The organism is Arthrobacter sp. zg-Y1171 (assembly GCF_025244845.1).
GTDB lineage: Bacteria > Actinomycetota > Actinomycetes > Actinomycetales > Micrococcaceae > Arthrobacter_B.
This window is the reverse complement of the sequence record NZ_CP104264.1, coordinates 2,237,204-2,263,784: the sequence shown is the minus strand read 5'-3', so window position 1 is coordinate 2,263,784 and position 26,581 is coordinate 2,237,204. Positions and strand designations below refer to the sequence as shown.

At 66.7% G+C, this 26,581-nt stretch carries 19 protein-coding genes; 8 read left to right on the top strand and 11 right to left on the bottom strand.

Features of this window, described 5'->3' with window-relative positions; genetic code table 11:
- Window positions 1-6 precede the first annotated feature (6 nt).
- The 3 genes from N2L00_RS10645 (at window position 7) to N2L00_RS10635 (ending at window position 4,785) form a co-directional block, all read left to right on the top strand.
- A complete protein-coding gene (locus tag N2L00_RS10645) occupies window positions 7-3,045 on the top strand; it encodes an AAA family ATPase (RefSeq protein ID WP_374676606.1) in 3,039 nt (1,012 codons plus the stop codon).
- Window positions 3,046-3,175: 130 nt separating this feature from the next.
- Window positions 3,176-4,516: an MFS transporter gene (locus N2L00_RS10640; protein ID WP_255862765.1), complete on the top strand. Its 1,341-nt coding sequence runs from the start codon at window positions 3,176-3,178 to the stop codon at window positions 4,514-4,516.
- A 98-nt stretch (window positions 4,517-4,614) separates the two neighbouring features.
- Entirely contained in the window at window positions 4,615-4,785 is a 171-nt protein-coding gene (locus N2L00_RS10635) for a hypothetical protein (RefSeq protein WP_227918232.1), read from the top strand.
- 79 nt (window positions 4,786-4,864) lie between these two features.
- On the opposite strand, the gene N2L00_RS10630 is transcribed toward N2L00_RS10635, so the two are convergent.
- From N2L00_RS10630 to N2L00_RS10605, 6 genes are all read right to left on the bottom strand, one after another.
- On the bottom strand, window positions 4,865-5,833 hold the full coding sequence (locus N2L00_RS10630) for a serine/threonine-protein kinase (protein ID WP_255764601.1): 969 nt from the start codon (window positions 5,831-5,833) through the stop codon (window positions 4,865-4,867).
- 155 nt (window positions 5,834-5,988) lie between these two features.
- Window positions 5,989-6,798, bottom strand: a complete 810-nt coding sequence (locus tag N2L00_RS10625; protein ID WP_255764600.1) for an alpha/beta fold hydrolase — start codon at window positions 6,796-6,798, stop codon at window positions 5,989-5,991.
- A gap of 3 nt (window positions 6,799-6,801) precedes the next feature.
- Entirely contained in the window at window positions 6,802-7,131 is a 330-nt protein-coding gene (locus tag N2L00_RS10620) for a biotin/lipoyl-containing protein (RefSeq protein WP_255862766.1), read from the bottom strand.
- A complete protein-coding gene (locus N2L00_RS10615) occupies window positions 7,124-8,089 on the bottom strand; it encodes an alpha-ketoacid dehydrogenase subunit beta (protein ID WP_255765686.1) in 966 nt (321 codons plus the stop codon). The genes N2L00_RS10620 and N2L00_RS10615 overlap by 8 nt, the downstream gene beginning before the upstream one ends.
- Window positions 8,090-8,222: 133 nt before the next feature.
- Window positions 8,223-9,242, bottom strand: a complete 1,020-nt coding sequence (locus N2L00_RS10610; RefSeq protein WP_255862767.1) for a thiamine pyrophosphate-dependent enzyme — start codon at window positions 9,240-9,242, stop codon at window positions 8,223-8,225.
- Between the two features lie 109 nt (window positions 9,243-9,351).
- Window positions 9,352-10,689, bottom strand: coding sequence for an amino acid permease (locus N2L00_RS10605; protein ID WP_308219723.1), 1,338 nt, complete (start codon window positions 10,687-10,689; stop codon window positions 9,352-9,354).
- Window positions 10,690-10,971: 282 nt separating this feature from the next.
- Between N2L00_RS10605 and N2L00_RS10600 the strand changes: the two genes are divergently transcribed.
- The 3 genes from N2L00_RS10600 (at window position 10,972) to N2L00_RS10590 (ending at window position 14,399) form a co-directional block, all read left to right on the top strand.
- On the top strand, window positions 10,972-11,448 hold the full coding sequence (locus N2L00_RS10600; protein ID WP_255764598.1) for an Lrp/AsnC family transcriptional regulator: 477 nt from the start codon (window positions 10,972-10,974) through the stop codon (window positions 11,446-11,448).
- Window positions 11,449-11,532: 84 nt separating this feature from the next.
- Window positions 11,533-12,936, top strand: a complete 1,404-nt coding sequence (locus N2L00_RS10595; protein WP_255862768.1) for a M20/M25/M40 family metallo-hydrolase — start codon at window positions 11,533-11,535, stop codon at window positions 12,934-12,936.
- Window positions 12,936-14,399 (top strand): MFS transporter, encoded by a 1,464-nt coding sequence (locus tag N2L00_RS10590; RefSeq protein WP_255862769.1) that lies wholly within the window; start codon window positions 12,936-12,938, stop codon window positions 14,397-14,399. The genes N2L00_RS10595 and N2L00_RS10590 overlap by 1 nt, the downstream gene beginning before the upstream one ends.
- Here the strand turns inward: N2L00_RS10590 and N2L00_RS10585 are convergent.
- Window positions 14,396-14,851, bottom strand: coding sequence for a MarR family winged helix-turn-helix transcriptional regulator (locus N2L00_RS10585; RefSeq protein WP_227918224.1), 456 nt, complete (start codon window positions 14,849-14,851; stop codon window positions 14,396-14,398). The genes N2L00_RS10590 and N2L00_RS10585 overlap by 4 nt on opposite strands.
- A gap of 9 nt (window positions 14,852-14,860) precedes the next feature.
- A complete protein-coding gene (locus N2L00_RS10580) occupies window positions 14,861-15,985 on the bottom strand; it encodes an LLM class flavin-dependent oxidoreductase (protein WP_255862824.1) in 1,125 nt (374 codons plus the stop codon).
- Window positions 15,986-16,322: 337 nt separating this feature from the next.
- Here N2L00_RS10580 and N2L00_RS10575 point away from each other — a divergent pair, with 337 nt between their 5' ends.
- Complete coding sequence (locus N2L00_RS10575; RefSeq protein WP_255862770.1) at window positions 16,323-17,972, top strand: HNH endonuclease signature motif containing protein; 1,650 nt, start codon at window positions 16,323-16,325, stop codon at window positions 17,970-17,972.
- Between the two features lie 194 nt (window positions 17,973-18,166).
- Here the strand turns inward: N2L00_RS10575 and N2L00_RS10570 are convergent, their stop codons facing one another.
- From N2L00_RS10570 to N2L00_RS10560, 3 genes are all read right to left on the bottom strand, one after another.
- Complete coding sequence (locus tag N2L00_RS10570) at window positions 18,167-21,295, bottom strand: efflux RND transporter permease subunit (protein ID WP_255862771.1); 3,129 nt, start codon at window positions 21,293-21,295, stop codon at window positions 18,167-18,169.
- Between the two features lie 118 nt (window positions 21,296-21,413).
- Entirely contained in the window at window positions 21,414-22,904 is a 1,491-nt protein-coding gene (locus N2L00_RS10565) for a malate:quinone oxidoreductase (protein ID WP_227918220.1), read from the bottom strand.
- Window positions 22,905-23,008: 104 nt separating this feature from the next.
- Window positions 23,009-24,733: an ABC transporter substrate-binding protein gene (locus N2L00_RS10560; protein ID WP_255862772.1), complete on the bottom strand. Its 1,725-nt coding sequence runs from the start codon at window positions 24,731-24,733 to the stop codon at window positions 23,009-23,011.
- Window positions 24,734-24,858: 125 nt separating this feature from the next.
- On the opposite strand from N2L00_RS10560, the gene N2L00_RS10555 reads away from it, so the two are divergent.
- A complete protein-coding gene (locus N2L00_RS10555; RefSeq protein WP_255764591.1) occupies window positions 24,859-26,580 on the top strand; it encodes an ABC transporter ATP-binding protein in 1,722 nt (573 codons plus the stop codon).
- Window position 26,581 lies beyond the last annotated feature (1 nt).

Genomic DNA, 26,581 nt, shown 5'->3' with positions numbered 1-26,581 from the left:
TTGGAAATGCAGGCCTTCGGCCCGTTCGCAGACCGGCAGGTTATCGACTTCGACGAGCTGGGCGCCCACGGGCTCTTCCTGTTGAACGGACCTACGGGTGCGGGGAAAACCAGCGTGCTCGACGCCATCTGCTTCGCCCTCTACGGCACCGTCCCCGGTGCCCGCCAGCAGGGACGCCGGCTGCGCAGCGACCACGCTGCCCAGGACACGGCCCCCGAAGTGGTCTGCGAGTTCAGTGCCGGTGTCCGCCGCTTCGAAGTTGTCCGGAGCCCGCAGTGGGAGCGTCCCGCCAAGCGGGCGGGCGGGAAAAGCACCGTCACCGAGCAGGCCAAGACACTGCTGAGCGAATTCGTTGACGGTGCGTGGGTCCAGAAGTCGTCCCGCAACGACGAAGCTTCAGCGGAAATCACCGAGCTGCTCGGGATGAACCGGGAGCAGTTCACCCGCGTGGTAATGCTGCCCCAGGGGGATTTTGCGGCCTTCCTGCGCGCCGATGCAGCCTCGCGCGAGCAGCTGCTGCAGCAGCTCTTCGGCACCTCCCGGTTTGAAGACATAGAACGCAGGCTCAAGGCCGAGCTTGTCGAAGCCACCGACCGCTTTGACAAGGCGCAGGAGCAGTCCGAACACGTGCTGCGTCGTGCACGTGACGAAATCCGGCGCTACCGCGGCGAACTCGCAGAAGGCAGCGGAGCGGATGACGACGGTGTCGAGGCCGAGGGCGGGGAAACGGAGCTCGAACAGTTCCAGGCGGAGCTCGACTCCCGAAGCGCCGCGGCCCGCAAGGAACTCGCGGAGCTGATGACGGCACGGGAAAGCGCCGAGAAGCACCTGCAGGAATTCGAGCACCGCCGTGCCCGCGGCATTGCCCTGCAGCAGCTGATCCGGGACGAAGCGGAACATGCCCGGTCCGAAGCGGAGATTGAGCCGCAGCGGGCCGCGCTTGCGACCCACGCGGCCGCCTCCCTGCTGGCAGGCAGCGTACGGGCCGCGGAAGCCGCTACCCGGCGTGCAGAAAACCGCCGCACCGAAGCGGCCGGCGCCCTGCAGGCGCTGGCCGAGCATGTGCTGGCCCCTGTCTACGGTGTGTCGGCGGCCGCCGGGACCACGCTGCCGGACGGTGTGGAGGCACGCGTCGGTGCGGACCTCGCAGCCGTACGCGCGGCGTTGGAAGACGAAGAACGCAACGTGGCCCTGCTCGCCCGTGCCGGAGCGGAGCAGGACGCTGCAGAAGCCCACCGGGCGCAGGCCGTCGATGCCGACGCCTCGCTGGACTCCCTGCGGGCGGAAGAGACGGAACTGGCCGCTGAAGCCGCGGCGCTGGGACGGCTGGCGGAAGGGGAACCGCGGGCAGAAACCGCCCTGGCCGCCGCCGAAGAACTGGTCGCGACCATCAGCGGCTATGCCGCCGCCAACGAGCGCGCAGCAGCGACCGCGACGGCGGCTGCCGACGCCCGGCAGGAGTATCAGGATCTGCGGCAGCAGTGGCAGGATCTGCTGCAGGCACGCCTGGACCAGGCAGCGGCGGAGCTGGCACAGGAACTCACAGACGGCGCGCCGTGCCCGGTATGCGGGGGACTCGAGCACCCGCGCCCGGCGGCGCTGCCCGACGGCGAGGCTCCGGTCACCCGCGAAGCCGAGCAGGCAGCCAAGGCACGCGCGGGCAAGGCCGAAGCGGCCTACGAAGAAGCCCGGCGCTTGGCCGGTACAGCTGCCGAGGAAACCGCAGCCCTTCGCGCCCGCGGCGGTGCGGGGGATGCCGCCGCCGCACAGGAACAGCTCGATGCGGCCCGCGCAGAGTTGGAGAAAGCCCGCGGCGCCGTCCGGTTGCTGGCCGAAGCAGACCGGCGCCTGACGGCAATCGCTGCGGAACTGGCGACCGCCGAGGCTGCCCGTTCCGAGGCCCTTATTGCTGCTGCACAGGCGGATTCGCGTGCCGCCGCAGCCCGTGAACAGGCAGCGGAACTGTCCGCGCGCATCCGCGAGGCCCGCCAGGGCTTCCCGAGCATCAGCGAACGCGTCCAGTCCCTGACGCTGTTCGCGGAGCTTGCCGCCGCCGCCCGCGAGGCGGCAGGCGCGGCGGCCGCGGCCGAAGACGAGTCGGGCCGGGTCAGCGCTGAACTGGATGCAGCCCTGGCCGGAACAGCCTTTGCCTCGGCGGCCGAGGTTGAGGCTGCCTTGCTCGATGCCGCCACCGCAGACGCCTATGCCTTGGCAGTTTCGAACTGGGAAGAGCAGGGCCGCAGGCTGCTGCTGCGGCGGGAATCCCAGGCAGCGGCCGGACCGGACGATGCCGCGGGGGAGCCGCTGGCCGTACCGGACGAGGAAGACGTGGCAGAGGCGGCAGAGGCGGCCGCGGCTGCACGGAAGGAACAGGAAGAGGCCGCCCTGCTGGTCCGCCTGCTGGAAGGCTCCGCCGGGCGGCTCGCTGAATACTCCAGCGAGCTGGAGGCGTCGCTTAAACGCAGCGCGCCCCTTCGCGCCCGGCGGGACCTGCTGCAGTCGGTGGCGGATACTGCCCGGGGCGGCGGCGAAAACCAGTACAAGATGACCCTGAGTACCTACGTCCTGGCCGCCCGGCTGGAGCAGGTGGCAGCGGCCGCCACGGAACGGCTGGCTGCCATGACCGGAGGTCGGTACGCGCTGGTACACAGCGATTCCAAGTCCGGCAACCGCAAGGCCGGCCTCGGCCTGCACGTCACCGACGAGTGGACCGGCCAGCACCGGGATACTTCCACCCTTTCCGGTGGCGAAAGCTTCATGGCCTCCCTGGCCCTTGCCCTGGGGCTGGCCGACGTGGTCCAGCAGGAAGCAGGGGGCGTGAACATTGAAACCCTGTTCGTGGATGAAGGGTTCGGCAGCCTCGACGAGCAGTCCCTGGAGCAGGTCATGGACGCGCTGGAAGGGCTGCGCGACGGCGGCCGGGTGGTCGGGCTTGTCAGCCACGTGGCGGAAATGAAACAACGGATCCCGGCGCAGCTCCAGATCCTCAAGGGTCGCAACGGATCCTCGGTCCGTTACAGCGCCGGCGAGGCCCTGATCCACTGACGTTCCCGTCGATTTGGGGGTCTTTGGTTAGGTCCACCGGCTCGGCATGGGTAAAATTGGACCCGTTACACGGGTTGTGCGCACCGGGAGGGGGGACGGGGCGCGGTTCGACGTATCTGGATACCGCACCATGACCCAAGACACCTCCACCCCCACTCAGGCACCAAGCCCTGACTCCAACCCTGCCGACCCGGTGAAAACCCCGTCCGCAGGCGGCCGCTACCAAGTCATCTTCGCCCTGGCGGGCAAGTCGTTCTTCCCCATCGCCTTCCTCGCACGGCTTCCCCTGGCCATGCTCACCGTCGGCGCACTCACCCTGATCACAGAGGTTTCCGGCTCCTACGCACTCGGCGGCCTCGCCGCTGGCGGCGTCGGCGTCGGGTCCGCAGTGGGTGCTCCGCTGCTGGGGTATCTGGCGGACCGGATCGGACAGCGGCCGGTCCTCCTCGGCACAGCCGTCCTGAACCCCGTGGCCATCGGCTTGTTCCTGCTGTCCGCTGCGCTCCTGGATCCGGCCGACGCGCCGTTCTGGATGCTTGCGGCCGCATTGTTCATGGGTGCTTCCTGCCCGCAGGTCGGGCCCATGGCACGCGTCCGCTGGATGGCCATGACCGCCCGCCGTCCGCAGGGCCGCGAGATGGACACCGCCCTTGCCTACGAAGGAACCGCGGATGAACTGACATTCGTGCTCGGCCCGGCCCTCGTCGGCCTGCTCGCCGCCGCCGTCGCCCCTTGGCTGCCGCTTGTGCTGGCAGCAGTGCTGACGGCCACGATGGTGACCGCCTTTGCCGTGCACCACACGGTGGAGCACGTTGTCCCCACCTCGCGCCGCCCGAAGATTTCCCGCAAGGGAGCGACGCCGGCAGGAAGCGGCCCGGATCCGGAAACACCGGCCCCGCGGGAACGTCCGCAGTGGCTGCTCATCATGGTTCCGGTGCTCGGCATGGTCGCCATGGGCTCGTTCTTCGGTTCCACCCAGACCAGCCTCACGGCGTTTGCCGGCAGCTTCGACATGGCCACTTCCGCCGGCCTCATCTACGCGGCCATGGCTTTGAGTTCCGCCGTTGCCGCCCTGTCCGTGGCCTTCTGGCCCGAGCGCTTCGGCACCGCGGGGCGCTGGGTCCTGTGCGCCGCGGCGATGCTGGCTTTTACCCTGCTGCTGTTCCTGCCCTCGAGCATAGGCATGATGCTGGTTGTGCTGCTGATTCTGGGTCTTCCCGTGGGACCGACCATGGTCAGCATTTTCGGCATCGGCGCCATCGTGGCCCCGCGCGAACTGATGGGTACCGTAATGACCCTGCTGGCCAGCGGCGTCGTCACCGGCCAGGCGCTGGGTTCATCCGTGGCCGGAGGGCTGGCGGATTCCTTCGGTTACAGCCACGCCTTCATTGTTCCGACCGCTTCGGCCGCAGCGCTCCTGCTGCTGAGCCTGGTCGCTGTCCGCGCAGCCAGCAAACGCTCGGCCGCCTGACCAGGGCAGCCGCCCGATCCGTCCGCAGGTGTTGGCCGGGCCACAGTTGGCCTAGTATCGAATAAGTAGGCCAGCGAGCACCACAAAGGAGAAACACCATGGGAAATACCGAAAAGGAAGCCGGCCAGGGGGATCAGTCGAAGACGGGTTCGCAGGGCGGACCCGAAGGCACCATCCCCCAGAGCGAGGACGGTATTTCGGCTGCGAGCACCGAGGAAGCCTCGAACTTCGAGCCCGAAGAGGATGAAGCGGCCGGCGACGGCAAGTAGCCTCTTCCGCCCCTCGACGAAAAACGGATCGGTCCAGCAGGACCGATCCGTTTTTTATGTCTTCTCCGGCCCGTCCGGCCTAGCCCAGACTGGGGGCGTGCTGCGGCGGCGCCGGAATATAGATGTTGCCCGTGGTGACGCCGCCCGTTGCGGATTCACCGGTGTCCGGATCGCTGAGCGCGGAGTCCGGCGAAGGAACGGTCGACGGTCCATCCAGCACCATGGCTTCAGAGGCCAGGGAACGAAGCGCCACTGCCACTTCGTGGGCCTCGGGGCGTGCGTCCACCAGGCGGGACGTCATGGCCCGCAGGATGCCCGTCCAATCCGGCCCCACCCACTCGGGGATCTCGGGGTCACGGAGCAGGCGTGCCACGGCTGCTTCCACAATCGGTCCGGGGAAGGCCTTTTCCCCGGTCAGGCACTCCAGGAGCACCAGGCCCAGCGAGTAGACATCTGTCCGCGGGTCCACGGCAGCCCCCTGCGCCTGTTCCGGGCTCAGGTAGTTCGCAGTTCCGATGGTTGCGCCGTTGGCGGTGGCAACGGTGGCTTCGACCATCCGGGCAATGCCGAAGTCAGTGAGCCTCGGGTAGAGGCGGGTGTCCATGTCTTCCTGGGGGAAAAGCAGGATGTTCGCAGGCTTTACGTCGCGGTGGATCACTCCGTTGCTGTGCACGTAGTTCAGCGCATCGGCCAGATCGGCACCCAGCGCCGCCGTTGCGGAGGAGGAGAGGGGACCTTCCTTGAGCAGGCCCCGCAGGTCCGGTCCGTCCACCAGCTCCATCACGAGGAAGCTGGAGCTGCGGCCCTCGTCGTCAACGTTGACGCCGGCGTCCAGCAGGGTGACCAAGCCGGGGTGGTTCAGGGTTGCCAGCAGCTGCATTTCGATCTGCTGGCGGCGGGTTTCGTCATCCTCGCGGAACCCGGCGTTGAAAAGCTTGACGGCCACTTCCCGGCCAAGGTTTTCGTCGACCCCGCGGTAGACAGCGGCAGCGCCGCCGGACCCGATGAGTTCGGTGGTGCGGTAACGGTGCCCCAGGAGTACATCCACGGGTGTCCTCCCTTGAGGGTCAAAGATGAAAGCAGGGAATCTCGCCTGGCATTAATCAGTAGGCTGATCAATGTCAGGCGAGTCCACTAGCCTTTTCATCTTAGCGTGCACCCGGAAATGTTGGCGGATAACGAGCCGTCGTGACCAAGCTGTTATTAGCCCGCCAGGAATTCCACCGCAGCATTCTTGAATGCCCGCGAAGTCACGGCGTTGGTGTGGGTGCGGGCGGGAAGCGAGAGCATCCCGGCCTGCCCGCTCAGGGCGGCCAGTTCGGGCGCCGTCGCCGCGAGGTCATCGCGTTCCCCGGCGACAAGGAGCAGCGGCATGGACGGAACCGCCGCTGCGGGGGAGAAGGGTTCCTCCTTGATGGCCTCGATCATCCGGAACAGCGCGGCCAGGCGGTTCTGCGGAACCAGCTGGGCCATGCGCAGCAGTTCGGCGGTGCGGGGATCCGCCACGGGCGCCCCGCCCGCCGCTGCTTCGCGGGCGGCATCGAGGTCGAAGTCCGCCAGCGGGTCACCGCTTCCCGGCCCTCCGAGCACCATGCGGTGCACGAGTTCGGGCTGGGTGGCTCCGAATTCCCAGGCGAGGCGGGAACCGAGGGAGTACCCCACCACGTCCAGGCCGCTGGCCGGGTCGCCGTCGGCCAGCGGGGAAACGCCTGCGTCCTGGAGTACCTGCAGCAGGTCCGCGCGGATGCGGCTGGGGCGGTAGGAATCCAGGTCCTCCGGTGCGGCGCTGCCGCCGTGGCCGGGCAGGTCCACGGTAATGATCCGGCGTCCCGCGGCGGTCAGCGCGGTGATCCATCCGGAGTCATGCCAGTTCAGCTGCGCGCTGGAGGCAAAGCCGTGCAGCAGGAGTACGGGACGCAGCGCCGTCGTGCCCCCGGCATCTTCGGCAGGGTCGATACTCTCCACCGAAAGGCGGGGGTCGGTGCCTTCCACCAGGGAGCCGTAATCCGCCACTGCCTAGTCCTCGTCCAGCGCGGCGGTCAGTCGGACCCGGCGGCGCGCCGGAGCTTCCTGCGGCACCGTACCCACAATGCCGGCGGCGTTGTCCGGAACCTCGAAGACAATAAGCGGTTCGCCGACGTTGATCGTTTCACCCGGCTCGCCGTAGGTGCGCGCAACGCGTCCGGCCTGCGGGGAGGGCAGCTCCACCGCCGATTTGGTGGTTTCCACCTCGACCAGCGGCTGGTTGCGTTCCACCTGGTCGCCCACGGACACCAGCCACTCCAGCACGGTGGCCTCGATCAGGCCTTCGCCGAGGTCGGGAAGAGGGAAGGGGATTTCAGCCACGCCGGTACTCCAATACTCGCTGGATCCCGAACAGGATGCGGTCGATGTTCGGGATGTATTCGTCTTCAAGGTCGCCTGAGGGATACGGTACGTCGAATCCCGTGACCCGCCCAACCGGAGCGCGCAGGGTATCGAAGCAGCGCTCGGTGATCAGGGCGGCCACTTCGGCGCCGAGGCCCGAGGTCAGCGGCGCTTCATGGACGACGACGGCGCGCCGGGTCCGGGCGACGGAGGCGGCCAGCCCCTCGGCGTCGATCGGCTTCAGCCACCGCAGGTCCAGGACCTCCACCTCGATGCCGTCCTCGGCTGCCAGCTCGGCCACGGAGAGGCAGCGGGCCACCATGGCGCCCCACGCCACCAGCGTGACGTGCTTGCCCGGACGGACCACCTTGGCGCCCTCCAGGGGGCCGGCGTCGTCCAGGAATACGTCGCCCTTCTGCCAGTAGCGGGACTTCGGTTCCATGAAGATCACCGGGTCCGGTACGGCTACGGCGTGCTTCAGCAGGTGGTAGGCCTCGTGCGGGCTGGAAGGGGAAACCACCTTCAATCCCGGAACGTGGGCGAAGAGCGCCTCCAGCGACTCGCCGTGGTGTTCGGGGGCGCGGATGCCGCCGAAACTGGGGACCCGCAGGGTCACCGGCATGGGCATCGTGCCCCGGCTGCGGTAGTTCATCCGGGCCAGCTGGGTGACGATCTGGTTTACCGCCGGATACGCGAAGCCGTCGAACTGCACCTCGGGGATCGGGTGGAACCCGGCCATGGCCAGCCCCACGGACATGCCCAGGATGCCCGATTCCGCCAGCGGAGTATCGAAAACGCGGTCCTGACCGAAGCGCTTCTGCAGGCCGTCGGTGATGCGGAAGACTCCGCCGAGCCGTCCCACGTCCTCGCCCAGGACCACGGCTTTGGGATCCTCGGCCAGGGTTTCGGCCAGGGCCCGGTTCAGGGCCGCCTGCATCGAGAGGTTTTCCACCCGGCCGTCGCCGTCCTCCGGGGACGGGGCCAGGGGAGACTGCTCCTGCGCGGCGGTCTGCTCCGTGTTCCGGGCAGCGGCTTCCAGGTCGGAGGACGCCACGGCGTCGCTGAGCTGCTCAGACATGTTCGGATTCCTCCCGCCAGGCGCGGGCCTGGGCTTTGAGTGCTTCGGTGGGCTCGGCAAAAACGAAGTCGAACATTTCCCGTCCGGGACGGGGGCCGAGCGCCATGACTCCCTCGCGGACGGTGTCCGCATGGGTCTTGGCGTCCTGCAGCGCGGCGTCCAGGAAGTCGGCGTCCGCCAGGCCTTCCGCCAGGAGCCGGTCCGCCAGCAGCTGGACCGGATCCACGCCTTCGTCGCGCCGTTCCTCGGCCAGGCTCCGGTACCTGCCGGGATCGTCGCTGGTGGAGTGCGGGCCGCGGCGGTAGGTCATGGCCTCGATCAGTACCGGACCGTGCCCGGCCCTGGCGTGAGCGGCGGCCTCCCGCGTGGCGAGGACGACGGCGGCGGCGTCGTTGCCGTCCACGGTGATGGCCTTCATTCCGTATCCGGCGGCACGGGCGGCGACGGTTCCGCCGGCCACCTGGGCCTCGGTGGGCAGCGAAATGGCCCAGCCGTTGTTCTGGACGAAGAAAATGACCGGAGCCTTCAGGACGCCGGCGAAGTTCATTGCTTCATGGACGTCGCCCTGGGAGCTGGCGCCGTCGCCGAAGTAGGTCAGGGCCACGCCGGGGTCGCCGGCGAGGGTCTGGCCGTGCGCCCAGCCCACGGCGTGCAGCACGGATCCGCCGACCACTGCCTGGATCGGCGCAAGCCGGGTCTGCACCGGGTTGTAGAGGCCGCCGTGCCAGCTGGCCTTGTGGGTGGACATATAGGCGGTCATATCCACGCCCATGGTGAGCGCCACGCCCATTTCCCGGTACGTGGGGAAAACGAAGTCATGCTTGGGATCCATGGCGAAGGCGCTGCCCACCTGGGCGGCTTCCTGGCCCAGTTCCGGGGCGTATCCGGGGATGATGCCCTGGCGCTGCCAGGCGATCGCGGCGAGGTCCAGCTGCCGGACGGCGGTGACCAGGCGGTACAGCTCCCGGAGTTCCTCCGCCGGCAGGGCCGCAGGTTGCAGATTATTGTCCATGGTCCGCAATTTAGTGCTTCACGCCACAGTGAGCAAACAGCGCCCCGAACATGACGCAGTCTGTACAAATGTAGCGTTCAGCCGCCGGATGTGCTTGGCAGTTTGCCTATCAGGCCTGGTCGGCTCGGTCCCCGGGTGCGGTGCGGGCCTTGGCAGCGCTGCGCCGTTCGAAGGACCAGGCCAGCAGGACCAGCACGGTGCTGAGGGCCGCCGTCGCCAGCAGCTGGATCCGCACATCGGGGTCGAAGAAGCCAAGGACCACGATTCCCGCGAGCAGTGCCAGCGCAAAGTAGGAGAGCCAGGGGAAGGCCCACATCTTGAACGTGAGTTCGACGCCGGCCGCTTCCGCCCGACGCCGCAGGATGATCTGGGAAACGATGGAGATGCCCCAGACCACCAGGCAGGTGGAACCGACGGTGTTGAGCAGGATCATCAGCACGGTGTCGGGGTAGAGGTAGTTCAGCACCACGGCAACGAAGCCGAAGACCACGGACGCCAGCACCGCCCGGCGGGGCACTCCGCCGGAGCCGAGGCGGCCCAGGGCGGCCGGAGCCCGGCCGCGCTCGCCCAGGGAGTAGATCATCCGGGACGCGCCGTACAGGTTCGCATTCATGGCGGACAGCAGCGCGATGACGATGACGACCGCCATGACCGTGTCCGCACCGGGGACCTTCGCTGCATGCAGGACGGCCACGAACGGGCCGGTGCTCAGCGCTTCACTGTCCCAGGGCAGTACGGTGACCATCACCAGCACCGAACCGATGTAGAAGACCAGGATCCGCCAGATCACCGAGTTGATCGCTCCGGCAATATTCTTGGACGGTTCCTCTGTGTCCGCTGCGGCGATGGTGATGATCTCGGTGCCGCCGAAAGCGAAGACCACCAGCAGCAGTCCCGAGGCCACCCCGGTCAGGCCGTTGGGCATGAAGCCGCCGTTGTCGAAGAGGTTGGAGGTGCCCGGCGACGGGACGCCGGGAAGCAGTCCGGCCACGAAGGCGACGCCGACCGCCAGGAAGATGATGATTGCGGCAACCTTCAGGATGGCAAACCAGTACTCGAATTCGCCCAGGCTGGCAGCCCCGGCCAGGTTGACGGCGGTAAACACGATGATGAAGGCCAGGGCCAGCATCCACTGCTCGACGCCGGGGACCAGGGAGGCGACGATGGCCGCAGCGGCCGTAGCCTCCGCGGCTATGACGATCACGATCTGGAACCACCACATCCACCCGACCGTGGTGCCCGCCGTGCGCCCCAGGGCTTTCTCGGCATATACGGAAAACGCACCGCTGCTGGGGTCGGCCGCCGCCATCTCGCCCATCATGCGCATGATCAGAATCACCATGGTTCCGGCGATTAGGAAGGAGATCAGCACTGCCGGACCGGCCGCTGCGATGCCTTCGCCGGACCCTACGAAAAGGCCGGTGCCGATGGCACTGCCGAGGCTCATCAGGACAAGGTGCCTCGGCTGCATCTTCCGCGCGGAGGACGGTTCCCCGGCCGGAAGCGCAGTGTCAGTGCTGGACGGGCGGGCGGAACTGGGCATAACGGGAGAGGCCTTAGAACGAACGGATTGGCTGCCGGTGCGTGCCGTCCGCGGGCAGGGATGCCGCTGCAGGACTGTACACCGGATTCCATCTTAAGGCCGGTTTGTGTGCCGTCGGTTCCGGCAGTCGGCCGTGCTGCCTTTACAATTTGTACACTGCCTGTGCTAAGTCCCGGAAAGGACCCCATGCCCACCGACGCGCTGGATGCCCGTATCGTCACCCTGTTTACCGACAACCCGCGGATGTCGGTGCTGGAGGCCTCGCGCCGGCTCGCCGTTGCCCGGGCCACGGTCCAGGCCCGCCTGGACCGGATGCAGGAGACCGGTGTGATCGCCGGCTGGGGTCCGCGGATCGACGCCGAGGCCCTGGGGTACGACGTCGTCGCCTACTGCTCGCTCACCATCCGCCAGGACACCGGCCATGACGCAGTGGTTGCGGCACTGTCCCGGATTCCGGAAATCCAGGAGGTGCATACCGTCTCGGGGGAGAGCGACCTGCTGGCCCGGGTGGCGGCGCGGTCCAATTCTGATCTGCAGCGGGTGATCGACGCGATCGTCGCCACCAACACGGTCCTGCGGACTTCCTCGGTGATTGTGCTGAACACGCATTTCGAAGGGCGGATGCTGCCCCTGCTGCATGCCGCAGCAACCCCGGAGGCCTGAGCCTCACCGCCTGGTTACCGCTTGGTAACTTAATCTTCCGTGCAGTGGACTGTGATGCATGCCACAGCCGCTACACTCGCTCCCATGCCCAGCTCTCCCACGGCGCTATCCGCCGCTGCACTAGGCCGCGCGGCCGCTCCGAAGCTCGCCCGGCTCCTCACCTACCGCACCGTTTCCTCCCGGGTGCCCGAGGAAATGGAGCCGGACCAGTTCGAGGCCTTTATCGCAGCACTGCCGGAACTCTTTCCCCTTGTTTCCGCCGGCCTGCAGCTGGAACGGGTCAACGGGTTCGGGCTCCTGTACCGCTGGCCCGGGACGGCCTCGCCCGACGCCGCGGCCGGAGACGGCGCGGCGGTCGATGGCGCGGACGGCAGGGGTCCCGCGGTGCTGATGGCCCACTATGACGTGGTCCCGGTGGAGGACCCGTCGCGGTGGGACTACCCGCCGTTTGCCGGCACGGTCACGGAAACCTCCATCGAAGGCCGCGGGGCCCTCGATGACAAGGGGGCGCTGGCAGCCGTGCTGGAAGCGGCTGAACAGCTGCTCGCCGAGGGGTTCGCGCCCGCAGGGGACATCTACTTCTCCTTCGGCAACAACGAGGAAACCGCCGGCGATACGGCTGCTGCTGCCGCTGCCCTGCTCGCGGAACGCGGCATCCGTCCCTGGCTGGTGCTGGATGAAGGGGGAGCGGTGGCCTCGGGTGCGTTCCCGTTCGTGTCTGCGCCGCTCGCCGTCGTCGGCGTCTCCGAAAAGGGCATCCTCGACGTCGAACTGGCGGTGGAGGACGCCGGCGGGCATGCGTCCACGCCGAACCGGAGGGGTGCAACGGCGCGCCTGGCCCGCGCCGTCGTCCGCCTGGACCGCCGTCCTTTCCCGGCCTCCCTTCCGGATGTCAGCGTGGAAATGGTCCAGCGGCTCTCCGGCTCGGCGCCGCTGCCGCTCCGTCCGGTGCTGGGCAATGCCAGGCACCTGCGCGGTGCGCTGACCCGGGTGTTCGGGCTGCTCGGCGGGGAGCCCAACGCCATGACCCGCACCACCGTGGCCGTGACCCAGCTGCGGGGAAGCAAGGGATCCAATGTCCTGGCCACGCGCGCCACGGCCAATGCCAATGTCCGGGTGGCCGTGGGCGAGACGGTGGCGTCCACTGTGTCGCGGCTGCGGTCGATCATCCGGGACCCCAAGGTGAGCCTGCGCGTGGTGGAGGGCAATGAGCCCTCGCCGGTCTCCGCGACGGACAACGCCCAGTTCGCCCTGCTGGAGGAAACCATCCGGACCTGCTTCCCGGACGCCGTTCCGGTGCCGTACATCATGCTTGGCGGGACCGATTCGCGGCGTTTCACCTCCATCTGCGATGCGGTGTACCGCTTTGCCCCGTTCCGGATGAGCGCCGCGGACCGGGCCAGCATCCACGCCGACAACGAACGGCTGGGCATCGAGACGTTCGGCGAGGGCATCACGTTCTACAAGGCCCTGATGGGTGCGCTCTGATGTCCGCGCCGTCCCTGCCCGGGCTGCGCATGATCGGCCCCCTCGTCGGGTTCCTGGTGCTGGTGGAAATCACCAGCGGCATCCTGCAGGGCTACTACACGCCGCTGCTCACCGACATTGCCCGCCACCTGGGGATCGACGACGGCGACGTCAACTGGTTTGAATCCGCCCAGCTGATGCTTAGTGCCCTGGCCGTGCCGATCCTGGCCAAACTGGGGGACATCTACGGGCACAAACGCATCCTGCTGGTCTCCACGGTCCTGACGGCGGCGGCCTCCTGGGGAGTCGCCGTGGCCCCGGATTTCTGGACGTTCCTGGCCGCGTGGTCGCTCCAGGGCTTCTACGTGGTCTGGCTGCCGATGGAGATCGCCCTGATTTTCAGCCGGGTGCGCCACACTCCCAACCGGGCCGTGCTTACCCGCAAGGCGGCAGGCCTGCTGGTCGGCGCACTGGAGCTGGGGGTGATCGGCGGAGCCCTGCTGGGCGGGGTGCTGGTGGAGCACCTCCCGCTCTGGCTCACGCTGTGCGCGCCCGCCGCCGCGGTGACGCTGTGTATCTTTGCCGTGCATTTCGGGGTGCCGGAATCCAGCTCCCTGGACGGCGGCACGGTGGACCGCACGGGCTTCGTACTGCTGGCGGTCGGGCTGCTCCTGCTTACCTCCGGGCTGACCTTCCTGCGGATCAACGGTCCGGAGACCTGGTGGGTGTGGGCCGTCCTGGCTGCCGGTGTCGCCGCGTTCATTCCTTTTGTCCGGTACGAGCTCGGGCAGAAGGATCCGCTGGTGGATTTCCGGATGCTGCGCAGCCCGTCCATGTGGCCGGTCCAGCTGACCGCGGGGTTGTTCGGCATTTCGGTGCTCGGCGCCCAGGCGCCCATGTCCACGTTCGCCCGCACCGATCCCGCGCTGTACGGCTACGGCCTGGGGCTGGCGGCCTCGCAGGTGTCCATCATCATCGGGACCTACGTCTTCGCCCTGCTCGCCGGCGCGCTGCTCTTCCCCTTGGCCGCCCGGCGGACCACGCCGAGGAACACCTTGGTGGGTGCCTCGCTCCTGGTCGGTGTCGGGTACGGGCTCTTCCTGCCTTTCCATGACACCCTGCCGCAGGCCCTGATGAACATGGTGGTCGCCGGGCTGGGCTCCGGGGCGTTGGTGGCCGCGCTTCCCTCGGCTGCTGCCGCGGCGGCACCGCTGAACCGAACCGGCATGGCAACCGGGCTGACCAACACCACCAAGACCATCGGCGGGTCCTTCGCCTCGGCGGTCTTCGGAATTGCACTGGCCGGCGCAGCCGCGGACGCCCTTTCGAGCGGAGCGGCCGACGCCGGGACGGTGGCACCGCTGCAGGGCTACCTGACGGTCTGGGCGGTGTGTTCGGTGACTGCGTTTATCGCGGCAGCACTCCTGCTGCTGGTGCCCCGGCTGGCGTTCGCCGATCCGCCGCTGACTGAGGCGGCCGCCTAGTCCTCCAGGCTCGCCAGGACCTTGTCCGTCAGTTCCTTCAGGCGTGCCAATTCAGTGTTGTCCAGGGCCGGCGTCAGGAGTTCATGGATTCCACGTACATGGATGCGGCCCAGGCGCCGTTGGACTGCCCGCCCCTCCTCGGTCAGCGAGAGCTCGACGCCGCGCTGGTCCTGTTCTGCCGGCCGGCGCTGCACCAGGCCCCTGGCTTCAAGCCGGTCCACCATCCGGCTCAGGCTGGGCTGGCTGATGAGCAGGTGCTCGTTGAGCTCGTTGAGCCGTATCCAGCCGCCGGGGCAACGCGTCAGGTTGAACAGGACGTCATACTCCCGCATGGTGAGCTCCCGGAATTCCGGATCCCGCTGCAGGCGCCGCATAACGCCGACCTGGACACGGAACAATGATTCCCACGCTTCGGCTGCCTGTTTCGCCGTGACGTCGTTTGTTGAATGCATTGTCCCAGCCTACTGAACCGCAGGGGACGTCGATGCAGATGACGGGGCGGGCTCCGCGTCCGCCTTCCGGGCGGCAACCCGTGCGGCGTGGGTGGGTCCTTCGGGGACGTCGTCCGGGCGGCGGGAATCGAACTCCCTTCGCAGTTCCGGCAGCACGTATTCGCCGAAGAGGTCCAGCTGCTCCAGCACCGTCTTAAGCGGCAGTCCTGCATGGTCGATCAGGAACAGCTGGCGCTGGTAATCGCCGAAGTACTCCTGGAAGCTCAACGTCTTCTCCAGCACCTCCTGCGGGCTGCCCACCGTCAGCGGGGTCTGGGCGGTGAAGTCCTCCATGGACGGCCCGTGGCCGTAGACCGGGGCATTGTCAAAGTACGGGCGGAACTCGTTGACGGCGTCCTGGGAGTTCTTCCGCATGAAGAACTGTCCGCCCAGTCCCACAATGGCCTGGTCGGCGCGGCCGTGGCCGTAGTGTTCGTAGCGCTCGCGGTACAGGCCGATCAGCTGCATGTAGTGCTCCTTCGGCCAGAAGATGTTGTTGGCGAAGAAACCGTCTCCGAAGTACGCGGCAATTTCGGCGACCTGCGGCGTGCGGATGGAGCCGTGCCAGACGAAGGGGGCGGCGCCGTCGAGCGGGCGGGGCGTGGCTGTGAAGTTGTGCAGCGGAGTACGGAACTTGCCCTGCCAGTTCACGGTGTCGTTATCCCACAGCTGGCGCAGCAGGTTGTAGTTCTCCACGGTCAGTTCCACCGAGTCCTGGGGATCCTTGCCGAACCACGGATAGACAGGCGCGGTGTTGCCGCGGCCAAGGACCAGGTCCACCCGGCCGTCGGCGAGGTGCTGGAGCATGGAGAAGTCTTCCGCGATCTTCACCGGGTCATTGGTGGTGATCAGCGTGGTGGTGGTGGAGAGGATGATCCGCTCGGTCTGTGCGGCAATGTAGCCCAGCAGAGTGGTGGGGGAGCTGGCATAGAACGGCGGATTGTGGTGCTCGCCGGTGGCGTAGACATCCATGCCGATCTCTTCGACCTTGCGGGCAATGGCCACGGCGGCCTTGATCCGCTCCGCTTCGGTCGGGATGCGCCCGGTGACGGGGTCCCGGGTGATGTCGCTGACGCTGAAGACGCCGATCTGCATGGTTGCCTCCGGAAGTTCGAGTGTTCCTAAAAGTATATGCATATGCATACATCTCCCCTAACCGTTACCTGCTCCGGTTCATTCCCGGGTTCGGTTTCGGTGGGTGCTGAGGTGGGGTGGGGTGCCGCGGGGACGTTACGGGCGAACGATGCCGGCGTCGTGTGGAGGTTCGATTGGTGCCGTGGGGACTCGACAATCGTGCTTGGCCACCTCCTCGGCGGACCCGGATTTCGGGTAGGTAGTCGAGGCGAAAAGACGGGTAATCCAGTTTCCTGAAGGGGCTGTTTCAGGCCTGTTTTCGACCCTGGAATGTCAGTGCCGGATGAAATCCTGAGGTATGGATCAGCTCGGAAACACCGAACCGACAACTGAAGAACCAGGCATGGACCAGCCGCCGACAAGGCCGGCTGGTGACGCGGAGGCGTCCTGCTCTCCCGTCACCCTGGCTGTGTTTCGCGCGGCGCTGGCAGTAACTGTCGGCGACGGCGGAGGTGGTGCCACTCCTGTCGAAAGTCCTGCTGATGCTTACCCGGACGGTTTCACCGGGACGCTGGCGCTGCAGAATCTTGAAGCCTTTGACGAACCCATGGTTGGTGAGGCTTTGGTCCGGGTGGAGCATCTGGTTTCCTGGGGGCTGGCGCAGCGGTCCCGCCTGTTGAACCGGATGGAGCAGGTCTTTCGGCACAAGTTCTTCGATCCGTCGGAGCGGGATAAACCCGGGATCGCTTTCAGCCTCGCGGCTGCCGAATGTGCCGCCATCCTGAATGTTCCGCAGGTGACGGGTCAGCGGCTGTTGAGTGAGGCCGGGCAGCTGTGCGGCACCCATACGGCGACCCTGACCGGGCTGGAAGAGGGGCGGTTCTCGTACCAGCATGCGCAGGTGGTCCTGGAGCAGTGCCGGAACGTTCCTGCGGAGAAACTCCCAGGGTTCGAGGCCGACCTGCTGAAGGCTGCGGAGGGTCAGACGCGGGCGCAGTTCTCGGCCAAGGCCCGGCGGCTGCGCGAAAAGACGTTCCCGGAGACCATAAGCAAAAGGCACCTAACTGCTTTCGAGCAGCGCATGGTCACCCTGGACCGCGAAGAGGACGGCATGTCCTGCCTCTCGGCTCATCTGCGTGCTGCGGAAGCGCAGCAGATCTATACCGCTCTCAGTACCGCGGCGCGGGGTGAGCAGGCGGGAGGAGATTCCCGGACCACGGACCAGCTGCGTGCCGACATCCTGGCGCAGCTGCTGATGGGCGGCAGCCGGAGACATTTGCCCGGCACCCCGGAAGAGGCCGCAACCCGAGACGCGTCCGGAACCCGACCCGGCACCGGCCACACCAGCAATGACACTGGCACAGCCACCCGGGACGAGGACGGAACCGGCTTTGGCAACGGCCCGGAGGGCGCACCCGATCGCACAACAGGACCGGACGATGGAATCGTACCTCGGGCGGAAATCATGGTCCTGATCAGCGCAGAGACCCTCTTCGGAGCCGACGACCAGCCGGCAGAACTGCACGGCTACGGCCCCATCAGCGCCGAAGAAGCCCGCCGACTGGCCCGCAACGCCGTCGGATGGACCGGACTGGCCCAAAATCCGCACACCGGAGAGATCCTGGGCGTAGGACAACGCAGAAAGGTCCCTGCCGGGCTTCGCCGCTGGCTCCGCGCAAGGGACGGAACCTGCAGGTTCCCCGGCTGTCGGGTCAGTACTTCGAACTCGGACATCGACCACACCATCGACTGGGCGCGCGGCGGACCCACCGACCACGGAAACCTTGAACACCTCTGCCGACGCCACCACCGGTTCAAGACCCTCGGTTACTGGAAAGCCTGTCAGCCCTCGCACGGGGTGATCGAGTGGACCTCGCCGACCGGACGCGTCTACCGAACCGAGCCCTTCCTGGAACTCGGATCCCCGCATCCGGCCACAAATCGGGCTGCGGGTCCAGTGCTGGAATCGGATCCTGTGCAGGAATCGGGTACAGCGCCGCCGTTCTGAACCTGCCGCCGTTCTGAACCTGCGCCCGTTCTGGCCTTGCCACGCACTGAACCGGCCGGCCCGCTGCTGCTCTGAACTTGCCGCGCGCCCGAGCCCGCCCCGCGCGGCTGCGCATGCATCGGATGGGGGGCCAAACCAGACCCACAACACAGACCCCCGACCAGTACCACCGGACAGCCGACGCGCCTGCTCGCCTAGGCGCGAGCCCCGGCCTCGCTCACCGGCTTCTGTTCCTTCCGCTCCTGCCGCTTCTCCCGGGATCCTTCCACCAGACGGTAGAGCACAGGCACCAGGATCAGGGTCAGTGCAGTTGAGGAAATCAGTCCGCCGATCACCACAATGGCCAGCGGGCGGGAGATGAAGCCGCCCTCACCCGTAACACCCAGGGCCATCGGCGTCAGCGCAAAGACGGTGGCCAGAGCGGTCATGAGGATCGGGCGCAGGCGCTGGCGGGCGCCGCGGAAGATGGCATCCTCCACGTTCATGCCCGGTTCATTGCCCCGAGGCTGCCGGTACTGGTTAATCAGGTCCATCAGCACAATCGCGTTGGTAACCACAATGCCCACCAGCATCAACATGCCCACCAAAGACGGAAGTCCCAGCGGAACCCCGGTCAGGAGCAGCAGCAGAACGGCACCGGTGGCCGCGAACGGAATGGAGACCAGCAGGATCAGCGGCTGCAGCAGGGATTTGAAGGTCGCCACCATGATCACGTAGACGATGGCAATGGCTGCAAGCAGGGCAAGGCCCAGCTGCGTAAAGGATTCGTTCTGCTGGGTGGCAGCACCGCTGAGCTCGGCCGTGACGCTGGTCGGAAGGTCGACTTCCGCCAGCCGTGACTGGACTTCGGTGATGGTGGCACCAAGGTTGTCGCCGTCGGGAGAGACGGAGACGACGGCGGTGCGTTCGCCGCCGGAGGAGGAGACCGACGTCGGCACCTCCACCTCTTCGACCGTGGCCAGCGCGCTCAACGGCACGGAGCCGGAACCGGCCGGCACGGAAATGCCGTTCAACTGCTCCAAGGACGTGATGGGGGTGCCTTCACCGATGAGCACCGGCAGGTCATCGGTGCCCAGACGGACCGTCCCGGCCGGCAGCGGGCTGATCGTGGAGGCGACCAGCCCGGCGATCTGCTGCTCGTTCAGGCCGGCAGCAACAGCCTTGCCCCGGTCGATGCTGACCTGCACCACCGGCTGGGACGATGAGAGGTTGCTGCTCGCCTCGGCGACGCCGGGCAGGTCGGACATCGCCTCAACGATGGCGTCGCTGGCCGGCTGCAGCTCCGACGGGTCACCGGCGGACAGGGAAATATCCACTGTGTTGGACGTGCCGAAACCGCCGCCGGTACTGCCCAGGGTGACCTCTCCGGCGTCGTCGGCGTCCTCAAGGGCGGACCGCACGGTATCCCGCAGGGCCACCTGGTCCACCCCTTCCTCGGTGATGACGGTGAAGTTCGCAACCGAGGAGCCCCCGCCGGTAAACGCCGCCAGCCCGGAGGTGGAAGTGCCCATGGTGACCTGGACGTCCTTGACGCCCTCGATGTCACCCAGGATCTGTTCTACCTCCCCGGCAGCCTCGGAAGTGCGTTCCAAGGAGGTGCCCGCTGGCAGCTCCTGCCGCACGCTGAAGGTGTTCTGCCCCGTATCGCCCAGGAGGTTGGTGGGCAGCAGCGGGGTCAAAGCCGCCGTCGCCACCAGGATGATCAGCCCGGCGGTAACCGTGTAGACCGGATGACGCTGGGTGGTGCGCAGGATCGGCAGATAACCGCGCTGCAGGAAGGTCCGGGACTCCCGTTCTTCCGCTTCGGCACGGTACGCGGCCGGATCGGCCACCGGAGGGGTGGACTTGAGGAACCAGTACGCGAGCACCGGCACAATCGTCAGGGAGACCAGCAGTGAAGCCAGCAGCGCCAGGGACGTCGTGACAGCGAAGGGGCGGAACAGTTCGCCGGCGAGCCCGCCGACAAAGGCGATGGGCGCAAATACCGCCACGGTGGTGAGGGTCGACGCCGTGACGGCACCGGCAACCTCGCGGACGGCAGTGAGGATGGCAGAACGTTTATCCTCGCCGTAGCCCAGATGGCGCTTGATGTTTTCGATCACCACGATGGAGTCATCCACCACCCGGCCGATCGCGATGGTCAGCGCACCGAGGGTGAGGATGTTCAGGGAGTAGCCGAAGGCCAGCAGCCCGATGAAGGTCACCAGCAGGGAGAGCGGAATGGAAACCGCGGTGACCAGCGTGGAGCGGATGGAAAGCAGGAAGACCAGGATCACCAGCACGGCAAAGCCAAGGCCGAGCAGGCCCTCGGTGGTGAGATCGGAGATGGATGTTTCGATGAACGGTGCCTGGTCGAAGATCACCGTAAAGACGGCGCCGTTGCCCAGTTCATCCTGAAGGGAAGGCAGCAGGTCCATGACCTCGTGGGAGATGCCCACGGTGTCACCGGCCGGCGTCTTGGTGATGGATACGGCCAGCGTGGCCTCGCCGTTGGTGCGCGTGATCGAGCTGGCCTCGTCCTCGGTGACGTCCACCGAGGCCACGGCGCCGATGGTGACCGGAGTGCTGCCGGGCGACGATTCCGTGGACTCGACCGGCAATGCGGAAATCTTCTCGAGGCTGTCCAGCGGGGCGCCGACCTGGATGGACAGGGTCCGGCCGTCTTCCTGGACCGTTCCGGCCGGCAGGAGGGCACCGCTGTTTTCCAGTGCCTCCACGATGGCTGCCGGGGTGACCCCGGAGGCGGCAAGCGCGGCGTTGTCAGGCAGGATGGCTACGTGGCGGGTGGCACCGCCGGTGACCTCCGCGGTACGCACGCCCTCGATCTTCTGCAGGCGGGGAACGGTCAGGCGCTGCAGGTCGGCGTTGAGCTCCGCGAGCGGCTCGTCGGAGGACACAGCAAGGTAGACAATCGGGAAGTCGCTGATGCTTCCGGCCAGCGACTGCGGATTCACGTCTTCGGGAAGCAGCTGCCGGGAGTTCGAAATGGCCCGGTCCACCTGGCCGCGTGCGCGGTCCAGATCGGTGCCGTAGGCAAAGGTAAGGCTGATGGTGGAGATGCCGGAGCGGGAAGTGGCCGTGGACGACTCGAGCCCTTCCACTGCAGTGAGCGCACCTTCCAGCGGCTCGCTGACCTGGGCATCAACCACATCGGGGGAGGCCCCCGGCAAAGCGGTGATCACGCTGATCTGCGGGAACTCCAGTGACGGGATCAGTTCCTGTTTCAGGGAGGTCATGGAAATGACTCCGAAAACAGCCACGAAAACCGTTATCAGGGCAATAAGCGCCCGGTTGGAGAGGGACAGCTTGGCCAAACGGTCCATGATCCTGCCTTAGGAAGGGCGAACTGGAGTTGGGCGACGCGGCTGTGCCGGCGTCGTAAATCGCTGTGCGGCGCAGGTCCTCCCGGAAGGGGAACCTGCGCCGCGGATAAAACTGGTGCTAGGAAAGTCCCAGGACCTTGTTGGTGTCGGCTTCAATCTCTGCCGCCAACTGCTCGTTCTCATTGAGCTTTACGCCGTAGCCCGGGATCATTTCCTTGATCTTCGGCTCCCAGCCGTCGAACTGGCGGGGGAAGGCGCGCTTGAGCAGGTTGATCATGATGGGCGGTGCCGTGGAAGCGCCGGGTGAAGCACCCAGCAGGGCTCCGATGGAGCCGTCGGCAGCAGTGATGAGTTCGGTGCCGAACTGCAGCACACCGCCCTTCTTCGGATCCTTCTTGATCACCTGCACGCGCTGGCCTGCCGTGATGAGGTCCCAGCCCTCGGTCTTCGCCGAAGGCATGAATTCCTGGAGTGCCTGCGTCTTGCCTTCGCGGGTCTTCATCACCTCGGTGACGAGGTACTTGACCAGGCTCATGTTGTCCTTGGCTACACCCAGCATGGGCACCAGGTTGGACGGCCGGACCGAAAGGGGCAGGTCCAGGTAGGAACCGGTCTTCAGGAACTTGGGGGAGAAGCCGCCGTACGGGCCGAACAGCAGCGAACGCTTCCCGTTCACGAAGCGGGTGTCCAGGTGGGGCACGGACATGGGCGGGGCGCCGACCGAGGCCTGGCCGTACACCTTGGCGTTGTGCCGGGAAATGATCGAATCGTCCGTGGAGCGCAGGAACTGGCCGGAGACCGGGAAGCCGCCGAAGCCCTTGCCCTCGGGGATGCCGGATGCCTGGAGCAGGTGCAGGGCTCCGCCGCCGCCGCCGATGAAGACGAAGCGGGCGGAGACGGTGCGGGTGGTGCCGCTGGCACGGTCCTTGACCTTCACATCCCAGCCGCCGGTGGAAGAGCGGGACACGTTGCCGACCTCGTGGCCGAAGTGCAGGTTCACGCCGTTGGCGCCGAGGTAGTTGGTCAGTTCGCGGGTCAGCGCACCGAAGTCGACGTCGGTGCCTCCGGCGACGCGCGAGGCAGCGACGCGCTGTGACGGGTCGCGGCCTTCCATGATCAGGGGTGCCCATTCAGCCAGTTTGGCCGGGTCCTCGGAGAACTCCATGGTCTTGAACAGGGGCTGTGCGCTCAGCGACTCGTAGCGGCGGCGCAGGTACTCGGAATGCGCGTCACCCCAGACGAAGCTCATGTGCGGCAGCGGGTTGATGAAGTTGTTGGAGATGTGGCCTGCAGACACCAGATGCGACCAGAACTGCCGGGAAACCTGGAACTGCTCGTTGATGCCCACCGCCTTCGCCGGGTCAACGGAGCCGTCGGCCGCGGCCGGGCTGTAGTTCAGTTCGCAGAGCGCGGCGTGGCCGGTTCCCGCGTTGTTCCAGGGATCGGAGCTTTCCAGCCCCGCCCGGTCAAGGCGCTCGTAGAGGGAAATGTCCCAATCGGGCTGGAGTTGCTTCAGGAACGCACCAAGGGTGGCGCTCATGATGCCGCCGCCGATCAGCAGTACATCAGTTTTCGTTGCGGAATTATCCGCCGGGCTATTAGCAGTCAACTTGTTCTCCAGTCGCGTGGGCGCTAGCCCTAGAAGCGTATCCCCGACCACATGTCTTCCTAAAATTATCGCTGCACGTAGCCCTTCCGCGGGAGGGGCCGGACTCAGCGATCGGCCAGCGTTATCCGGTTGAACACTTCGTGGAGGACGGGGCTGGTGGGATAGCCGGCCACGCGGGGAGACAGCGCGAGGGCGGAAATCGGGAAGGCGAGGGGAACCGCCGGCACGCGTTCGGCAATCCGGTCGGTAATGGCCCGGTAGGCGTCGGTCTGTTCCTGGCCTTCCACGAGGCTCCGCGCTTTTGCGATGCCGCTGAAAACCTCGGGATCGTTATAGGAAAATTCGTCGGTATACCGGCCAAACAGGGTTCCGACAAAGTTGTCCCCGGCCTCGTAGGTCCCGGCAAGCCCCAGCAGGTGGAAGGCCCGGTCCTCCTTGCCCTGGACCTTCTCGAGGTAGCCCTCGGACCAGTCCACGGGGACCGGACGGATATTGAAGCCGGCTGCGGTGAGCTGGCTGCTGAGCCTGGCATAGACGCGTTCCGGGGCGGGCAGGTAGCTGCGGGTGACGCGGCGGGGGTAGTAGAAGGGCAGCTCGCGCCCGTCGTAGCCGGCTTCCGTGAGCAGCTCACGGGCCTTGTCGACGTCGTACCCATAGCCGGCAACGGTGTCGGAGGTCAGGCCCAGCTTCTGCGGAAGGAACTGGTTGGCGGTCTTGGTGCCGTTGAGGAACAGGCCGTCCAACACTGCGGGCTTGTCGATGGCATGGGCGACCGCCCGGCGGATCAGTACGTTGTCCATCCCGGGGAAATTGGAGTTGATACCCAGATAGAGGATGGAATACGGATCCCGCTGCTGGATCTGCAGGCCGTTGCGGGCCAGGTCGCCGACGTCGTTGACGGTTACCAGGTCATAGCCGTCCACCTCGCCCTTTTTCAGCGCCCGCAGCCGGCCCTCGGGGCTGGAAAGAGTCTTGAAGACAACCGTGCCGATCTGTCCGGCTTCGCCCCAGTAATCCGGGTACGCTGCCAGCTCCACGGTGTCCTCGTTCCAGCTGACGAACTGGAACGGCCCGGTGCCCACCGGATGTGCGCCGTAGGCCGAGATGTTCCGGCCATTGCGTTCCTGGGTGAGGGCATCGGCCGTGGCGTCAGCTAGGGCCTTCGGGGAAGACATGGCGAACGCCGGAGCGGCCAGGGCGGGAATGAAGCTGTCGAGCGGCTCGGTAAGCTCCACCCGCACCGTGAACTCGTCCTCCACTACGCATTCGCGGTAGACCGCGGTCTTCGGGGAGTCCGAGAACCCCCGGAAGACGGATCTGTACATGAGGGAGTCGTTGCGCACGGATTCCGGCAGCGTGTACCAGCGTTCGAAGTTCCTGCGCACGGCTTCTGCGTTGAAGGGCTCGCCGTCGTGGAACGTGACGTCGCGCCGCAGGTCAAACGTGTACGTCCTGCGGTCCTCGGACTTGGTCCAGCTCTTTGCCAGCAGGGGAATCGGTGCCGAGGTCAGGGCGTCAACTCCTACCAGGCCTTCCAAGACCTGCCGGGTCACCCGGTAGGACTCGGTATCCGCAGCAAGCGCGGGATCCAACGTGACCGGGCGGGCCGCCGTCGCAAAGGTGAACCGCTCATTGGGGCCCGCCGGACCGGTTGCCGTGGGTGTGGGAGTGGGGGAGGGAGAATCAGCTTCGGCAGTGCAGCCGGCGAGCATAAACGCCGCAGCCACCGCGCCGGCACGGATGACGGAGCGTCGGGAAAGGGCGGGAGCGCCGGATCCGGTGCCTGGATCTTTGGCAGGGCCGGATTTAGCGGTGCCGGATTTGGTCACGGTAATACTCCTCCGGGACGCTCCATCCCTCATTTTTCAGTGATTCTTCATTCTAAATGATTAAAAACCGGTAAACCGCTGTGAGACACGCGTCACAAGGGGCGCGAGTGGGGCAGGATGGGGAAATGACTGATTTGAGCACTGATTCGCCCCTGCTCGAGGTGAGCAACCTCGCGGTTAATTTCCGGACCATGGACGGAGAAGTTCCCGCTGTGCGCAACGCCGGTTTCTCCCTCCCGGCAGGCAAGACGCTGGCCATCGTGGGGGAGTCCGGGTCCGGGAAATCCACTACCGCAATGGCCGTCATCGGGCTGCTGCCCGGTAACGGCACCGTGGCTTCGGGCAGCATCCGCTTCGACGGCCAGGAACTGGTGGGCCTCCCGGAATCCAAGATGCGGGCAATCCGCGGGCGTTCCATCGGCCTGGTGCCGCAGGACCCGATGTCCAACCTCAATCCGGTCACCAAGATCGGCACCCAGGTTGCCGAAACCCTGCTGGTGCACGGGATGGCCACGTCCAAGGACGTGGACCGGAAGGTAGTGGAGGTCCTGACCGCGGCCGGGCTGCCCAACGCCGCGGAGCGCGCTAAGCAGTACCCCCATGAATTCTCGGGAGGCATGCGCCAGCGTGCCCTGATTGCCATTGGCCTGGCCTGCCGTCCCCGGCTGCTGATTGCCGACGAACCCACCAGCGCCCTGGACGTCACCGTCCAGCGGACCATCCTGGACCAGATCGATCGGATGACGGAGGAACTGGGTTCGTCCGTCCTGCTGATTACCCATGACCTGGGACTGGCAGCCGAGCGTGCCTCCGAACTGGTGGTTATGCACCGCGGCGAGGTCGTGGAAACGGGTCCCGCCCGCCAGCTCCTGGAGGACCCGCAGCACCCGTACACCCAGGCCCTGGTCCGTGCAGCTCCCAGTGTGGCAGCCGTGCGGCTGAGCCCGGGTGCCTTTGCCGGACATATCGGTTCCAAGAGCGGGGCCGCTGCCGCGACGTCGGCGGCCGGTGAACTGGCTGCGGAACCCGCGGGCGCCGGCACCGCACCGGACAACATTGTGGAATTCCGTGACCTGACCAAGGTGTTCAAGATCCGCGGCCGCTCCGATGATTTCTATGCCGCCAAGAACGTCACCCTGGACATTCCCCGCGGCCGCACCGTAGCCATTGTGGGGGAGTCCGGTTCGGGCAAAACCACCACGGCGCGGATGCTCTTGAAACTGATTGAACCCACCAGCGGAACCATGACCTTCGACGGCATGGACGTTGCCACCCTGGACAAGGTCCAGCTGCGTGAATTCCGGCAGCGCGTGCAGCCGATCTTCCAGGACCCGTACTCCTCCCTGGACCCGATGTACACCATTGAGCGGATCCTGGAAGAGCCGCTGAAAACCTACCGGCGCGGCGACAAGGCAGAGCGTCAGCGCCGCGTGCGGGAACTGATGGAGCAGGTGGCGCTGCCTCTTGAGATGCTGCACCGCTACCCTGCCGAGCTCTCGGGCGGGCAGCGGCAGCGCGTGGCCATTGCGCGTGCGCTGGCACTCAAGCCCGAACTGATTGTCTGCGACGAGCCGGTCTCGGCACTGGACGTCCTGGTACAGGCGCAGATCCTCCAGCTGCTGGGGGACCTGCAGCGCGAGTTCGGCCTCAGCTACCTCTTCATTTCCCACGACCTGGCGGTTGTCCGGTTGATCTCCGACTATGTGTGCGTGATGAAGGACGGGGAGCTGGTGGAGGCCGCCACCTCCGAGGAGGTCTTCTCCAATCCCCGCCACCCCTACACGCGAAAACTCCTGGCCTCGATTCCCGGCAATGAGCTCAACATCGACGGCGAGCTGGCTTCCTGAC